Consider the following 15,049-nt stretch of genomic DNA (forward strand, 5'->3'; position numbering starts at 1 on the left):
GAAGGCAGAAAAACGTGGCGAGGGACTACTACGGGATCCTCGGGGTGGCCAAGAACGCGTCGGATCAGGAGATCAAGCGCGCGTACCGCAAGCTGGCCCGTGAGCTGCACCCCGACGTGAACCCGTCGGAGGACGCGCAGCACAAGTTCGGCGAGGTGACCACCGCCTACGAGGTGCTCTCCGACCCGCAGAAGCGCAAGATCGTCGACCTCGGCGGCGACCCGATGGATTCGGGCGCGCGCGGCGGTGGTGGCGGCGACCCGTTCGCCGGCTTCGGCGGGCTCGGCGACATCATGGACGCGTTCTTCGGCGCCGCCGGCGGTGGTGGCGGAGGCCGCGGCCGGGGACCGCGCAGCCGCGTGCAGCCGGGCTCCGATGCGCTGATCCGCCTCGCGCTCACGCTCGAGGAGTGCGCCACCGGCGCCGACCGCGAGATCACCGTCGACACGGCCGTGGTCTGCGACCTGTGCCGAGGCGCGGGCACCGCGGAGGGCACCACCACCAAGACGTGCGACACCTGCGGTGGCGCCGGTGAGGTGCAGTCGGTGCAGCGCTCGTTCCTCGGCCAGGTCGTCACGGCCCGCCCGTGCCCGGTCTGCCGTGGTTTCGGCGAGGTCATCCCCGACCCGTGCCGCCAGTGCGGCGGCGACGGGCGCATCCGCGCGCGCCGCAACGTCACGGCGAAGATCCCGCCGGGCGTCGGTGACGGCATGCGTATCCGGCTCTCCGGCCAGGGTGAGGTCGGCCCCGGCGGCGGCCCCGCGGGCGACCTGTACGTGGAGATCGACGAGCTGCCCCACGAGGTGTTCGTGCGCGAGGGCAACGAGCTGCACTGCAACTTCCGCATCCCGATGACCACGGCGGCGCTCGGCGCGACCGTGCCGATCAGCACGCTCGTCGACGGCGACTACGAGCTCGACGTCGAGCCCGGCACCCAGCCCAACACCGAGCTCGTGCTCACCGGCAAGGGCATGCCGCGGCTGCGCTCCTCCGGGCGCGTCGACGGCCGCGGTGACCTCCACGTGCACATCGACGTGGTGGTGCCGACCAAGCTCGACGAGGCGCAGCGCGACCTGCTCGTGGAGCTGGCCCAGCAGCGCGGCGAAGAGGTGCCCACGCTGGCGTCCAACGGCAGCAAGCACGGCGGCCTGTTCTCCAAGCTGCGCACGAAGCACCGCTGAGCCGTGCCCGACACCACGCTGCCGGTCTTCCTCGCCACCGCTGTGCCCGACCGCGGCTCGGCCGTGCTCGACGGTGAGGAAGCCCGGCACGCCGCCACCGTGCGCCGGCTGCGCGTGGGGGAGCAGCTCGTGCTCTCCGACGGCGCCGGCGCCATGGCCCGCTGCACCGTCGACGCGGTGCAGGCCGGGCGAGACGCCTCCCTCACCCTGACGGTCGTCGAACGCTGGACCGAGGAGCCGCCGGCGCTGCGCGTCCACGTCGCGCAGGCGCTGGCCAAAGGCGACCGCGGTGAGCTGGCCGTGGAGCTCGCCACCGAGGCGGGCGCCGACGCGATCGTGCCGTGGCGCGCCGCCCGCAGCGTCGCGAAGTGGGAAGACGGCACGCGCGGCGACAAGGCACTGGCCCGCTGGCGCGCGACCGCCCGCGCCGCCGCCAAACAAGCCCGCCGCGCGCACGTGCCCGAGGTGATCGAGCCCGTCGGCACCCGCGAGCTCGCCCAGCTGGCCGCCACGATGTCCCGCACGCTCGTGCTGGAATCCGGCGTGACCAGCCGCCTCACGGAGATCGACCTCCCCGACACCGGCGACATCCTGCTCGTCGTCGGCCCCGAAGGCGGCATCACCGACGAAGAGCTGACCACGCTCGAAGCCGCCGGCGCCACCACCGTGCGCCTCGGCCCGACTGTGCTGCGCACCTCCACCGCGGCCGCCGTCGCCCTCGGCGCCCTCGGCGCGCTGACCGGCCGCTGGAAGTGACCCGGGAACACCGAAGCGGCCACATTTTGCGGCGAGTCATGGCGCGATCACACTCCGAGCAGCTACGCTCGTCACCAACGCGCAACAAGTTTCGGCGCGCCACTGGGTGGGTAACCCCCGATGGCGCGTACCCGAAGAACCCCGCCGGGCACCTCCCCCCTCGGTCCGGCGGCGCCGCGGCGGCGCGGTGGGCCGACCCCCAGGGCCCACCGCCCCCGCGGCATCTCCTCGTCGTCGGTTGTCTTCGTAGATCCTTTGGATCTTCTTCGCCATCCGAGGAGATGCGTATCGTCCGGGGGCCGAGCCCCCGGAGCCCCGACGGTGCGGTCGGTGGCTATGTCTGCGTGGTTGGGGAGGGCGCTGGAGTTCCGAGGGTGCGGTCGGTGGCCGTGTCTGCGTGGTTGGGGAGGGCGCTGGAGTTCCGAGGGTGCGGTCGGTGGCCGTGTCTGCGTGGTCGGGGAGGGCGCTGGAGTTCCGAGGGTGCGGTCGGTGGCCGTGTCTGCGTGGTTGGGGAGGGCGCTGGAGTTCCGAGGGTGCGGTCGGTGGCCGTGTCTGCAGGGTCGGCCAGGACCTCCGGGGCCCCGCGGTGCGGTGGGCGCCGATCATGGCGGGGTGGCTTTGTAGGGTGGGCGCATGAGTGATGCGGAGACGTTGTTCGAGCGGATCATCGCCGGGGAGATTCCGGCGGACGTCGTGTACGAGGACGACAAGACGTTCGCGTTCAGGGACATTAATCCGCAGGCCAAGGTGCACGTGCTGGTGGTGCCGAAGAAGCGCTTCCGCAACGTGGGCGAGCTGGCCGCTTCGGATCCGGAGCTGCTGAGCGCGGTGGTGCTCAGCGCCCGCAAGGTGGCGGAGCTCGAGGGCATCGCGGAGTCCGGGTACCGCGTGGTGTTCAACACCGACGGCGACGCGGGACAGACGGTGTTCCACGTCCACGCGCATGTGCTGGGCGGGGAGCAGCTCGGATTGTTCGGGCGCCACGCCTAAACCGACCTGCGGTGGAGAGTCGCGAGCAAGTAGCATCGGCAACGTCAGAAGTCCGTCAGGCGAAGCAGCAGAAAGCAGGCCAGAGGCCACGTGGCCGGAACCGCACAGGGTGGAGCCGCCCGACCCGACGCCACCGCCGGCAAGGCGGCGCAGTCGAAGAACGAGGACGCCACCCCCGTGGCCCAGTCCCGCTTCCCCATCCCCGAAGCCGCCGTGCTGAGCCTGCTCGGCTCGCGTGACGAGAACCTGCGCGTCGCCGAGGAGCTCCTCGCCGCCGACGTGCACGTCCGCGGCAACGAAGTGACTCTCACCGGCGCGCCCGCCGACGTGGCGTTCGCCGAACGCGTCTTCGCCGACCTCGTGCAGCTCGCCACCGGCGGCCAGCAGGTCGGCCCCGACACGGTGCGCCGCACCATCGGCATGCTGTCCTCCGGCGACGCTTCCCCGGCCGAGGTCCTGAGCCTCAACATCGTCTCCCGCCGCGGCAAGACGATCCGGCCCAAGACGCTCAACCAGAAGCGCTACGTCGACGCCATCGACAAGCACACCATCGTTTTCGGCATCGGCCCCGCCGGTACCGGCAAGACGTACCTCGCGATGGCCAAGGCCGTGCAGGCGCTGCAGGCCAAGCAGGTCACGCGCATCGTGCTGACGCGCCCGGCCGTCGAGGCGGGCGAGCGGCTCGGCTACCTGCCCGGCACGCTCAACGAGAAGATCGACCCGTACCTGCGCCCGCTCTACGACGCGCTGCACGACATGGTCGAGCCCGAGTCGATCCCACGCCTCATGCAGGCGGGCACGATCGAGATCGCGCCGCTGGCCTACATGCGCGGCCGCACGCTGAACGACGCCTTCATCATCCTCGACGAAGCCCAGAACACCACTCCCGAGCAGATGAAGATGTTCCTCACGCGCCTCGGCATGGGCTCGAAGATCGTGGTCACCGGTGACGTCACGCAGGTCGACCTGCCCAACGGCCAGAAGAGCGGCCTGCGTGTGGTCCGCGACATCCTCGACGGTGTCAACGACCTGCACTTCGCCGAGCTGACCAGCCAGGACGTGGTGCGCCACCGGCTCGTCGGCGACATCGTCGACGCGTACGAGAAGTGGCAGGCCGTGCAGGACGCCCAGGACCAGCAGCAGGGCGGCTGGAAGGGCAACCGCCGATGAGCATCGAGATCGCCAACGAGTCGGGTGTCGACGTCGACGAGGCGTCGGTCGTCTCGGCCGCGCGCTACGCCCTGGACAAGATGGAGGTCAGCCCGCTCGCCGAGCTGTCCATCCTGCTCGTCACGCTCGAAGTCATGGAAGACCTGCACGAACGCTGGATGGACCTGCCCGGGCCCACCGACGTGATGGCCTTCCCGATGGACGAGCTCGACTCGTCGCGCCGCCCCGACGCACCCGACGCGTCGCCGGCACTGCTGGGTGACATCGTGCTGTGCCCGGCGTTCGCGAAGGACCAGGCGAAGACCGCGGGCCACGCGCTGATCGACGAGCTGCACCTGCTCACCGTCCACGGCGTGCTGCACCTGCTCGGCTACGACCACGCCGAACCGGCCGAGGAACGCGAGATGTTCGGCCTGCAGAAGCGCATCCTGACGGAGTTCCAGTCGGCCGTGGCCGAGCTGAACCGGAAGAACGCGCAGCGCAACGCCGACGACCGCGTGCTCGGCATCGCGGGCTTGGACACGCCGGACGCGGCGACGACCCCGACCGCGGCGAAACCGGTCGAGGAAACCCCCTAGGCAGCGATCATGGGCAGTCCCACGACACAGCTCGTCGTCGCGGTGGCGCTCGTGCTGCTGGCGGGAGTGTTCGCGGCGGCCGACGCGGCCGTCAGCACCGTCTCGCAGGCCCGCACCGAAGGGCTCGTGCGCATCGGCCGGGCCGGTGCGCGCCAGCTCGCCGCCGTCGTCGCTGAGCGCCGCCGCCACATCAACCTGCTCCTGCTGCTGCGCCTCGGCTGCGAGCTCACGGCCACGGTGCTCGTCACCGTGTCGTTCCTCGCCTGGTTCGGCAAGCTGTGGCTCGCTGTGCTCGTCTCCGCCGTGGTGATGGTGGTGGTGAGCTACGTGCTCATCGGCGTCGGGCCGCGCACCATCGGCCGCCAGCACCCCTACCGCGTCGGCACGATGGTCGCCGGGCCGGTGCGGGTCCTCGGCTCGATCCTCGGCCCGCTCTCGCGGCTGCTGATCGTGATCGGTAACGCGATCACCCCCGGTCAGGGCTTCCGCGAAGGCCCGTTCACCTCCGAAGTCGAGCTGCGCGAGCTGGTCGACCTCGCGCAGGAACGCGGCGTGGTCGAGGACTCCGAACGCGAGATGATCCACTCGGTGTTCGAGCTGGGCGACACGATCGCGCGCGAGGTGATGGTGCCGCGCACCGAGATCGTGTGGATCGAGCGCACCAAGACCGTGCGCCAGGCGCTCGCGCTCGCCCTGCGCACCGGGTTCACGCGGGTGCCGGTGATCGACGAGTCCGTGGACGACATCGTCGGCGTGGTCAACATCAAGGACCTGATGCCGGCGTACATGGATCCGGACGGCCCGAGCACCGTCGTGGACCAGGTGATGAACCCGGCGAGCTTCGTGCCCGACTCCAAGCGGCTCGACGACCTGCTCAAGGAGATGCAGCGCACGCACAACCACATGGCGATCGCGGTCGATGAATACGGCGGCACCGCGGGCCTGCTGACCATCGAGGACATCCTCGAGGAGATCGTCGGCGAGATCACCGACGAGTCCGACACCGACGAGCGGCCCGACGTCGAGGAGCTCGAGGGCGGCGCGGTGCGCGTGTCGTCGCGGCTGAGCGTCGACGACCTCGGTGAGCTGTTCGGAATCGACCTCGAAGACCACGACGTGGAGACCGTGGGCGGGCTGCTCGCGGAACGACTGGGTAGGGTCCCCCTTCCGGGGGCCGAAGCCGAGGTCGCCGGTCTTCGGCTGTTCGCCGAAGGGGGCAAGGACCGCCGCGGCCGCATGCGGATCACGTCGGTCGTCGTCCACCCGGCCGACGCGGACGCCGTGACCGAGTCCGGCACGCGCCGGCGCACCCGGGTGCCCCAGCCCGAAGAACGCGACAGGAGAGTCGAACATGCCTGACCTCGAGGCCGAGGACCAGAAGCTCGTCACGCTGGCCCGGTCGTCACGCGCCCGCGTCGGCGCCGAGGAGGGCGCGGCCGTGCGCGACACCGACGGCCGGACGTACACCGCGGTGACTGTCGACCAGCCCTCGTTCAAGCTCACCGCCGTGCAGGCCGCTGTGGCGGCCGCGCTGTCGAGCGGCGCCGAAGGGCTCGAGGCGGCGGCCGTGGTGACGGGCGACGCGCTGGTGCAGGAGGCGTCGGTGCACGCGGTGCGTGACGTCGCGAAGACCGCGCCGATCATCCTCGCCGACCCGAACGGCGACGTCGTCGAGGTGCTGCGCTGATGGCCGGCGCGCACCGCTCCGGCTTCGCGTGCTTCGTCGGGAGGCCCAACGCGGGCAAGTCGACGCTCACGAACGCGCTCGTGGGCTCGAAGGTCGCCATCACCTCCAGCAAGCCGCAGACGACCCGGCACGCGATCCGCGGCATCGTGCACCGCGAGGACGCGCAGCTGGTCATCATCGACACGCCGGGGCTGCACCGCCCGCGCACGCTGCTCGGCCAGCGGCTCAACGACGTGGTGCACGAGACGTGGTCCGAAGTGGACGTCGTCGGGTTCTGCGTGCCCGCCAACGAAAAGATCGGCCCCGGCGACAAGTTCATCGCCGCGGAGCTGACGAAGATCGCGCAGCGTACCCCGGTGATCGGCGTGGTCACGAAGACCGACCTGGTGAAGCCCGAGCAGGTGGCCGAGCAGCTGCTGGCGCTGCAGGGCGTGATGGAGTTCGCCGACCTCGTGCCGGTGTCCGCTGTGGACGGTTTTCAGGTGCAGACGGTCGCCGACCTGCTCGTGGCGCGGCTGCCGGAGGGCCCGCAGCTCTACCCGGGCGGCGAGCTCACCGACGAGCCCGAGATGACGCTCGTGGCCGAACTGATCCGCGAGGCCGCGCTCGAAGGCGTGCGCGACGAGCTGCCGCACTCCATCGCCGTGACGGTGGAGGAGATGCTGCCGCGCGAAGGCCGCGACGACCTCGTGGACGTGCACGCGTTCCTGTACGTGGAGCGGCCCAGCCAGAAGGGCATCATCCTCGGGCACAAGGGTGAACGCCTGCGTGAAGTCGGAGCCGCGGCCCGCAAGCAGATCGAGGGCCTGCTGGGGTCGAAGGTGTACCTCGACCTGCACATCAAGGTGGCCAAGGACTGGCAGCGCGACCCGAAGCAGTTGCGCCGCCTCGGCTTTTGACCGGCGGCCGCGGGCGGTAGCGTCAGCACTCTCGCCCACGACCGACAGCAGGGGGACTCGATGACCGGCCCGTACCCGCCACCCGGCGGGCAGTACCCGCCGCCGCCCGGCGGCCCGTACTACTACGGCGGCCCGCAGCCGAACTTCCCGCCGCCGCCGGACAACCGGCTCGCGTGGGGCATCCTCACCACGATCTTCTGCTGCCTGCCCCTCGGGATCGTCTCCATCGTGAAGGCCAACGAGGTCAACTCCCTGTGGTACCAGGGCCGCTTCGCCGAAGCGCAGCACGCCGCGGACCAGGCGGGCAAGTGGGCAATGTGGTCGGCACTGGCGATTCCCATCGGCATCGTGGCGTACCTGCTGGTGGTGCTGTTCGTGTTCCTGATCGCGGGCACGTCCGCCGGGTTCTGGTCGTCGTGAGCACCGTCTACACGGGAATCCCGGCGCGGGGCGCGCGAGCCACGGCGCGGGCGCTGGCCGGCCCGGCGGCGGTGGTCGCGGGGCTCGGCGTGTGCTGCGCGGCCGTGTGGCTCGGCGATCCGACGACACCGGGCGGGCCGTTGCCGGTGTGCCCCACCAAGTTCCTCTTCGGCATCGACTGTCCGGGTTGCGGCGGCATGCGGATGGCCTACAGCCTCATGCACGGCGACCTCGCCGGCGCCGTGCACTACAACGCGGTGGCGCTCGTGTTCGTGGCGCTGTTCGTGTGGAGCGGTGTCGCGTGGACCGTCGGGCGGCTGCGCGGCCGGGCGGTCCGGTCGTGGCTGCATTGGCGCCGCACGCCGCTCGTGGTGGCGGTGGTGTTCGCGATCTGGTTCGTGGTGCGGAACCTGCCTTTCGCGCCGTTCACCGGCTTGTCGGTCTGAGTTTTCCTTCCGCCGGAACCGTCTTCGCTTCCCGTTCGTCGTACGGGTTTCGGGCTGCCACCCGGTGCGGACGCCTACGTGGGCCGACCGCGTCCGGACCAGGTACGCTCCCGCGCACCGGCCCGTCCTCATCGGACTCGGCCGGTTCTCGCGTGCCACCGCGCGCGAGTCAGGACGAGCGAGGGGGAGAACACGATGACCGATCCCTACGGCCGGCCCATGGGGCAGCCGCAGGGCCAGCCGCCCTTCGGACAACCGCAAGGGCAGCAGCCGTTCGGTGCACCCGGCGGCTTCGGCCAGCAACCGCCTTCGGGCGGGTTCCCCCAGCAGTCCGGCGGTTTCGGGCAACAGCCCGGTTTCGGACAGCCGGGTCAGGCGCAGCCGGGCTTCGGCCAGCCGGACGCGCAGGGCCAGCCGGGCTTCGGACAGCCCGGGTTCGGTCAGCCGCCCGCCGGTGGTTTCGGCCAGCCGCCCGGGTTCGGGCAGCCCGGTGGGTTCGGTCAGCCGAACCCGTACGGCCCGCCCGGCGGGGGCGCCTATGCGAACTGGGGCCAGCGCGCCGGCGCCTACCTGATCGACTTCGGGCCGTTCCTCGCCGCCATCATCATCGCCCTGCTGGTCTCCATCGCCTCGTGGAGCGCCGGGGCGATCATCTACGGGCTCGCGATCTTCGGGAACATCGGCTGGCAGATCTACAACCGCTGGATCACGGCCGGGAACACGGGGCAGTCGCTCGGCAAGCGCGTCGTCGGCATCAAGCTCGTCAGCGAGGCCACCGGGCAGCCCATCGGCGCCGGCATGGCGTTCCTGCGCGACCTCGCGCACGTGCTCGACGGCTTCCTCTGCGGCCTCGGTTACCTGTGGCCGCTGTGGGACGACAAGTCGCAGACGTTCTCGGACAAGATCGTCAGCACGATCGTGGTGCCCGCCGACGCCGCGCCCGCGGGCCAATTCGGGCAGCCGGGCTTCGGCCAGCAGCAGCCCTTCGGTGGCGGGTTCCCGCCCGCCGGCCAGCACCCGGGTGGGTTCGCCCAGCAGCCCGCCGGGTTCGGGCAGCAGCCGAGTGGGTTCGGCGCGCAGCCCGGGTTCGGGCAGCCGGGTCAGCCGGCCGCCGGCGGTTTCGGTCAGCCGGGCGAGTTCGGCCAGCCGCCGTCGGGTGGCTTCGGCCAGCCAGGTGCCCCCGCCAATGGCGGGTTCGTGCAGCCGGTCGCCGAGTCGCCGGGCGCGACCGCGTTCGAGCAGGCCGAGCCCACGCAGATGCTCAAGCCGGGCGGCGCCGCCGCGCAGCCCGAGAGCGGCGCGTTCGACGGAGCCGAGCGCACGCAGATGCTGCAGCCGGGTTCGCCGGCCGTGGAAGCGCCCGCGCAGCCCGAAGAGACGCAGAAGGTCCAGCCGGGCGAGTTCGGCCAGCCGCCGCAGCATTGACCCGCGAAGCTGCTGCACTGATCGACATCGCCGGGCCGCGGCTTCGATCGGGCAGGGGCGCGGAGCAAGACCCGCGGCGGGGGGAGCTCGCCGGAAGCACGAGGAGTTTGGGGAACCAGTCATGACCAATCCGTACGGTCAGCCGCAGCCGCCCTACGGCCAGCAGCCGTATGGCACGCCGTCCGGCCCGATGCCGACGCCCTACGGCCAGCAAGGCCAGTACGGCCAGCAGGGTCAGTACGGCCAGCAGGCGCCGTTCGGGCAGCCCGGTTACGGCCCCGGCATGGGGATGCCGCCGGGTGGCGACATCAACGCCATCAAGGAGTACAAGGGCTGGGCGATCGGCTGCATCTTCCTGATGTGGATCCTCGCGATCTTCGCGATCATGAAGTCCAACGAGGTCCGCACCTTCAAGATGCAGGGCAACTACGCGATGGCCCAGCAGGCGTCGCAGACCACGAAGACGCTGTGCCTGATCGCCACGATCGTCGGCGGCATCGGCTACGCGCTCGCGATCACGTTCCTCATCATCGGGATCGTCGCGGCGACCACGGTCACCACGTACTGCACCGGTTACTACGGCTGTTGACGCGCTGAACCAGGGTGTCACCGCCCCGGCGTCGCCCGGAAGTGGGACGATGTCGGGGTGGTGAACCTCTACCGCGACACCGGAGTGGTGCTGCGCACGCACAAGCTGGGTGAGGCCGACCGGATCGTCACCCTGCTGACCCGCCGGCACGGGAAGGTCCGTGCCGTGGCCAAGGGCGTGCGCCGCACCTCGTCGCGGTTCGGGGCCCGGCTGGAGCCCTTCGGGCACGTGGACGTGCAGTTCTACACCGGCCGCACGCTCGACGTGATCACCCAGGTCGAGACCGTGGACGCGTTCGCGCTGCCGCTGGTCGCCGACTACCAGCGCTACACCGCGGCGAGCGCGATCGCCGAGACCGCCGACCGGCTCTCGGCCGAAGAGGGCGAGCCGGTCCTGAAGCTGTACCTGCTGGTCGTGGGCGCGTTGCGCGCGCTCGCGGGCGGCGAACGCGACGCCTCCCTCGTTCTCGACGCGTTCTTCCTGCGGGCCATGGCCTACGCCGGCTGGGCGCCCGCCATCACCGAGTGCGCCCGCTGCGGCCTGCCCGGCCCGCACGCCGCGTTCAACGTGGCCGCCGGCGGCTCGATGTGCCCGGACTGCCGCATCGCGGGTTCCGTGCACCCCGCGCCCGAGGTGCTCACCCTGCTCGAAGCCCTGTTGCACGGCGAATGGCCGGTGGCGGAGGCCTCGCACGGTGTGACCCGGCGTGACGCGTCGGGCCTGGTGGCGGCTCACCTGCAGTGGCACCTCGAACGCCAGCTGCGTTCTCTTCCACTGGTCGAAAGGCGTGCCCGGGAGACCGTGACACCGGCCAAGTAGGGTCTTGCGCGTAGGAAATTTTCACTCTTCCAGGAGGCGCGAAGTGCTGCGCAGGGGACGCGAGGTCCGGGCGTCGGGGTACGAGCTGCGGGCACCGGAGCCGCACCCGTCGGGAGCCAGGCCACCGGAGATCCCGAAGGATCTCGTGCCGAAGCACGTGGCGCTGGTGATGGACGGCAACGGGCGCTGGGCCAACCAGCGCGGCCTGCCCCGCATCGAGGGCCACAAGCGCGGCGAGGCCGTGATGATCGATGTGGCCAGCGGCGCCGTCGAGCTCGGCGTGAAGTGGCTTTCGGTCTACGCGTTCTCCACGGAGAATTGGAAGCGCAGCCCGGAGGAGGTGCGCTTCCTCATGGGCTTCAACCGCGACACCATCCGGCGCCAGGTCGACTACCTGGGCTCGATCGGCGTGCGCATCCGCTGGGCGGGGCGGCGGCCGAAGCTGTGGGCCAGCGTGATCAAGGAGCTGCAGGTCGCGGAAGAGAAGACCAAGAACAACACCAGGCTCAACATGACGATGTGCGTCAACTACGGCGGCCGCGCCGAGCTGGGCGACGCGATGCGCCGGATCGGCCAGGACGTGGCCGCGGGCAAGCTCAACCCGGACAAGATCGACGAGCGCACGATCGGGAAGTACCTGTACCAGCCCGAGATGCCCGACGTCGATCTATTCCTGCGGCCCTCGGGCGAGCAGCGGACGTCGAACTTCATGCTGTGGCAGTCGGCGTACGCGGAGATGGTCTACCAGGACACGCTCTTCCCCGACTTCGACCGGATGCACCTGTGGAACGCGTGCCTCGAGTTCGCCAAGCGTGACCGCCGGTTCGGTGCCGCGGTCGACCAGGCGGAAGCCGAGCGCGCGGCCGGGGAAGCGTCGTGAGTACTTCCGAGGCGGCCGACACGGCCGCGCTGCTCGCGCTCGCGCGCGAGGCCCTGGAGCGCTACCTCGACGTGCACGTGGACGACGACGGCGCGATCACCTTCCGCCACGCCGAGGTTCCGTGCGTCATCCAGGCCACGCGCCTGGCCGACGGGCTCACGGTGCTGAGCCTGACCTGCGTGGTCGCGTGGGACCTGCCCGACAACCCGGCGATCGCCGTCGCCGTGGCCGAACGCGCGGGGCAGGGCCTGTTCGGCACGCTCGGTGTCGGCCACACCGACAGCGGGGTCGACGTGACACTGCGCTACGCGTTCCCGGCCGAGGGCATGGACCCGTCGGCGCTGGGCACGTTGCTGATGCTCGTGGTCTCCACCGCGTCGCAGCTGCGGACGGAACTGCCGGGGCTGGGCCAGGACTGACGTTCGCGCCCTGCTTGTCCGGTTGACGGGGGCGCGAACGGCGGATTCGGGCCGAAATCGGTCCGAGCGGTCCCCTCGCGCTGTGTCCCGCTGGGATTGCGACGGTGCCGACTGGCATCATCGGGCCTCGTGAAAACCCTTGTCGACAACGCGCCCGAGCAGAAGCGGCGCGCGCGGCGGATCCGGGTCAGCTCGATCGAGATCCTCTGCGCGGTGCTGCTCGTTGCGATCCTCGCGCAGGGCCGGTTGCAGGACCTGTTCGACGTGCCCGCGCTGCGCACGGGCTCGACGGTGTTTGTGGCCGTGTGTGTGCAGGCGCTGCCGTTCCTCGTGCTCGGCGTGCTGATCAGCGGTGCGATCGCCGCGTTCGTGCCCGCGCGGGTGCTGGAACGCGTGCTGCCGAAGCGCGCGGGCGCGGCGGTGGGGGTCGCCGGGCTCGCCGGTGTCGCGCTGCCGGGGTGCGAGTGCGCGTCCGTGCCGGTGGCGCGGCGGCTGATCGGCCAGGGGGTCGCGCCGGCCGCGGCGCTCACCTTCCTGCTGGCCGCGCCCGCGGTGAACCCGGTGGTGCTGGTGGCCACGGCCGTCGCGTTCCCCGGGCGGCCGGAGATGGTGCTGGCGCGCTTTCTCGGTTCGCTCGCGACGTCGATGGTGATGGGCTGGATCTGGGCCCGCTGGGGCAAGCTCTCGTGGATCACCGAACGCGCGTTGCGGCGGCTGCCCGACGTCGAGCCGGGACAGCGCTGGAAGGTCTTCGCGGAGACGGCGCGCACGGATCTCGTCGAGGCCGGCGGATTTCTGGTCTTGGGGGCGCTGATCTCGGCGACGCTCAACGTGCTCGTGCCCGCTCAGTGGTTCGGGGTGCTGGCGGACCAGGTCGTGGTCGGCGTGATCGTGATGGCGGTGCTGGCCGTGGTGCTCGCGCTGTGCAGTGAGGCCGACGCGTTCGTGGCCGCCTCGCTCACGGCGGTGCCGCTGCTGCCGAAGCTCGTGTTCCTCGTGGTCGGCCCGGCGATCGACGTGAAGCTGTTCGCGCTGCAGGCCGGCACGTTCGGGAAGTCGTTCGCGGTGCGGTTCGCGCCGGTGACGTTCGTGGTGGCGCTGGCGTGCGGCACGGTCGTGGGCGCGTTGCTGCTGGGGGGTGCGCGATGAGGCGTGAAACGCAGAACGTGCTGCTGATCCTGCTCGGCGGGGCGCTGGTGAAGATCGCGGTGAACGGCGACTACCTGCGCTACGTCAAGCCCGCGCAGCAGCCGTGGATCATCGCGGGCGGCGTGGTGATGCTGGTGCTCGGCGCGGTCGCGATCCTGCGTGACCTCGTGGCGGCGCGGGCCACGGTGAAGGCGGCGGCGCCGGAGTCCTCACCGGCCGGTCATGAAGCCCACGACCACGTCGACGACGGCCACGGGCATGCCCACCCCGCGCGCTCGGCCTGGCTGCTGGTGGTGCCCGTGCTCGCGGTGTTCCTCGTGGCCCCGCCCGCGCTCGGCGCCGACTCGGTCACGCGCACCACGGCGCGCGTGCCGCAGAGCGCCGCGACCACGTCCGCGGCCGCGTTCCCGCCGTTGCCGGCGGGCAAGGTCGTGGAGCTGGCGATGAACGAGGTCGTCACGCGCGCGGGCTGGGACTCCAACGGGACGATGAACGGCCGCACCATCGGCATGTCCGGGTTCGTCGTGCACGAGGGCAGCACCACGCTGCTCGCGCGCCTGGTGATCAGCTGCTGCGCCGCCGACGCCGCACCCGTCACCGTGCACCTGAAGGGCGGCGGCGCCGACCGGTTCCCGAGCGACACCTGGCTGCGGGTCACCGGGCAGGTCGTGCCCGGCACGGCCAACGAGAACAACTCGTACACGCCCGATTTCGTGCCGGCGACCGTCGAGCGGATCGCCGCACCGAAGGACCCGTACGAGTACTGAGGGCGCGTCAGCCCGCGTGTTCGGCGCAGGTGCCCGTGATCTCCACGGTGTGGCTGATTTCGGAGAATCCGTGCTCGGAGGCGATTTTCTCGGCCCAGCGCTCCACGGCGGGGCCCTCGACCTCCACCGTGCGCCCGCACACGCGGCACACGAGATGATGGTGGTGGTGCGTGGAGCAGCGGCGGTAGATCGCCTCGCCGGAGTCGGTGCGCAGCACGTCGATCTCGCCGGCCTCCGACAGCGACTGCAGCGTGCGGTACACGGTGGTCAGGCCGATGCCGTCGCCGCGCTTGCGCAGCTCGTCGTGCAGCTCCTGCGCGGAGCGGAAGTCGTCGACCGTGCTGAGCAGGTCGACCACCGCCGCGCGCTGCTTGGTCGAGCGGCGCCCGGGCACCGGGGCCGGGTTGGAGTTCGGGGTGGGCGCCGATGGGGCCGCCGAGTGGGGGGTCGAGGTCATGGTCACTTCCCTTCCTGCACGTGGGTGACCGCGTCGACGACGATGTGGGCCAGGTGGTCGTCCACCAGGCGGTACACGACTTCCCGGCCCCGGCGCTCACCCTGCACCACGCCCGCCGTCTTCAGCACCCGCAGGTGCTGGCTGATCAGCGGCTGAGCGACGTCGAGGGCGTCCACCAGCTCGTGGACACACCGGTCGGCCTCGCGCAGCTGCAGCACGATGGCGATCCGGACGGGGGCGGCGAGCGCGCGCAGCAGATCACCGGCGTCGGCGAGCGCGGAGCCCGACGGACCCAGCGGACCCGATGCGGGAGCCTCGATCGGGCCGGCCGGCGCTGTCGCCGGGTCACCGGACGTGCCGGTGCCGGCCGAAAGAGCGCCTGTGCTGGCCGGTGCCATCGTTGCCTCCCCTTGCGCG

The 15,049-nt window shown here is 71.3% G+C and carries 19 protein-coding genes; 17 read left to right on the forward strand and 2 right to left on the reverse strand.

The annotated features are described in order from the left end of the window. Positions 1-14: 14 nt before the first annotated feature. The 17 genes from dnaJ to QRX50_RS23100 all read left to right on the forward strand — a co-directional run bounded on the left by dnaJ (position 15) and on the right by QRX50_RS23100 (position 14,175). Entirely contained in the window at positions 15-1,181 is a 1,167-nt protein-coding gene (gene dnaJ / locus QRX50_RS23020) for a molecular chaperone DnaJ (RefSeq protein ID WP_285973972.1), read from the forward strand. Between the two features lie 3 nt (positions 1,182-1,184). Next, on the forward strand, positions 1,185-1,937 hold the full coding sequence (locus QRX50_RS23025; protein ID WP_285973973.1) for a 16S rRNA (uracil(1498)-N(3))-methyltransferase: 753 nt from the start codon (positions 1,185-1,187) through the stop codon (positions 1,935-1,937). Between the two features lie 633 nt (positions 1,938-2,570). Beyond that, positions 2,571-2,927 (forward strand): histidine triad nucleotide-binding protein, encoded by a 357-nt coding sequence (locus tag QRX50_RS23030; protein WP_285973974.1) that lies wholly within the window; start codon positions 2,571-2,573, stop codon positions 2,925-2,927. Positions 2,928-3,017: 90 nt separating this feature from the next. Beyond that, entirely contained in the window at positions 3,018-4,097 is a 1,080-nt protein-coding gene (locus tag QRX50_RS23035; protein WP_285973975.1) for a PhoH family protein, read from the forward strand. Continuing rightward, positions 4,094-4,675: an rRNA maturation RNase YbeY gene (ybeY, locus tag QRX50_RS23040; RefSeq protein ID WP_285973976.1), complete on the forward strand. Its 582-nt coding sequence runs from the start codon at positions 4,094-4,096 to the stop codon at positions 4,673-4,675. Before QRX50_RS23035 ends, ybeY begins: the two co-directional genes overlap by 4 nt. A gap of 9 nt (positions 4,676-4,684) precedes the next feature. After that, positions 4,685-6,034 (forward strand): CNNM domain-containing protein, encoded by a 1,350-nt coding sequence (locus QRX50_RS23045; protein ID WP_285973977.1) that lies wholly within the window; start codon positions 4,685-4,687, stop codon positions 6,032-6,034. Beyond that, the gene (locus QRX50_RS23050; protein WP_285973978.1) at positions 6,027-6,362 is read left to right on the forward strand and encodes a cytidine deaminase-like protein; all 336 of its coding nucleotides are present in this window, start codon (positions 6,027-6,029) and stop codon (positions 6,360-6,362) included. The genes QRX50_RS23045 and QRX50_RS23050 overlap by 8 nt, the downstream gene beginning before the upstream one ends. Continuing rightward, positions 6,362-7,261, forward strand: coding sequence for a GTPase Era (era, locus tag QRX50_RS23055; protein WP_285973979.1), 900 nt, complete (start codon positions 6,362-6,364; stop codon positions 7,259-7,261). Before QRX50_RS23050 ends, era begins: the two co-directional genes overlap by 1 nt. 60 nt (positions 7,262-7,321) lie before the next feature. After that, a complete protein-coding gene (locus QRX50_RS23060) occupies positions 7,322-7,681 on the forward strand; it encodes a CD225/dispanin family protein (protein WP_285973980.1) in 360 nt (119 codons plus the stop codon). Further along, a complete protein-coding gene (locus tag QRX50_RS23065) occupies positions 7,678-8,127 on the forward strand; it encodes a DUF2752 domain-containing protein (protein ID WP_285973981.1) in 450 nt (149 codons plus the stop codon). The genes QRX50_RS23060 and QRX50_RS23065 overlap by 4 nt, the downstream gene beginning before the upstream one ends. 195 nt (positions 8,128-8,322) lie before the next feature. Next, positions 8,323-9,552, forward strand: a complete 1,230-nt coding sequence (locus QRX50_RS23070) for an RDD family protein (RefSeq protein WP_285973982.1) — start codon at positions 8,323-8,325, stop codon at positions 9,550-9,552. A gap of 121 nt (positions 9,553-9,673) precedes the next feature. Next, entirely contained in the window at positions 9,674-10,141 is a 468-nt protein-coding gene (locus QRX50_RS23075) for a CD225/dispanin family protein (RefSeq protein WP_285973983.1), read from the forward strand. 57 nt (positions 10,142-10,198) lie between these two features. Continuing rightward, positions 10,199-10,960, forward strand: coding sequence for a DNA repair protein RecO (gene recO / locus QRX50_RS23080; RefSeq protein ID WP_285973984.1), 762 nt, complete (start codon positions 10,199-10,201; stop codon positions 10,958-10,960). 43 nt (positions 10,961-11,003) lie between these two features. Further along, on the forward strand, positions 11,004-11,840 hold the full coding sequence (locus tag QRX50_RS23085; protein ID WP_285973985.1) for an isoprenyl transferase: 837 nt from the start codon (positions 11,004-11,006) through the stop codon (positions 11,838-11,840). Further along, complete coding sequence (locus QRX50_RS23090; protein ID WP_285973986.1) at positions 11,837-12,259, forward strand: YbjN domain-containing protein; 423 nt, start codon at positions 11,837-11,839, stop codon at positions 12,257-12,259. The genes QRX50_RS23085 and QRX50_RS23090 overlap by 4 nt, the downstream gene beginning before the upstream one ends. Positions 12,260-12,388: 129 nt before the next feature. Then, on the forward strand, positions 12,389-13,408 hold the full coding sequence (locus tag QRX50_RS23095; protein ID WP_285973987.1) for a permease: 1,020 nt from the start codon (positions 12,389-12,391) through the stop codon (positions 13,406-13,408). After that, a complete protein-coding gene (locus tag QRX50_RS23100; protein ID WP_285973988.1) occupies positions 13,405-14,175 on the forward strand; it encodes a TIGR03943 family putative permease subunit in 771 nt (256 codons plus the stop codon). The genes QRX50_RS23095 and QRX50_RS23100 overlap by 4 nt, the downstream gene beginning before the upstream one ends. 7 nt (positions 14,176-14,182) lie before the next feature. Here the strand turns inward: QRX50_RS23100 and QRX50_RS23105 are convergent, their stop codons facing one another. Together QRX50_RS23105 and QRX50_RS23110 are read right to left on the reverse strand one after the other, a co-directional pair. Beyond that, entirely contained in the window at positions 14,183-14,632 is a 450-nt protein-coding gene (locus tag QRX50_RS23105) for a Fur family transcriptional regulator (RefSeq protein WP_285973989.1), read from the reverse strand. A gap of 2 nt (positions 14,633-14,634) precedes the next feature. Further along, a complete protein-coding gene (locus tag QRX50_RS23110) occupies positions 14,635-15,030 on the reverse strand; it encodes an ArsR/SmtB family transcription factor (RefSeq protein WP_285973990.1) in 396 nt (131 codons plus the stop codon). Between the last annotated feature and the right edge of the window lie 19 nt (positions 15,031-15,049).

Source organism: Amycolatopsis sp. 2-15, assembly GCF_030285625.1.
GTDB lineage: Bacteria > Actinomycetota > Actinomycetes > Mycobacteriales > Pseudonocardiaceae > Amycolatopsis > Amycolatopsis carbonis.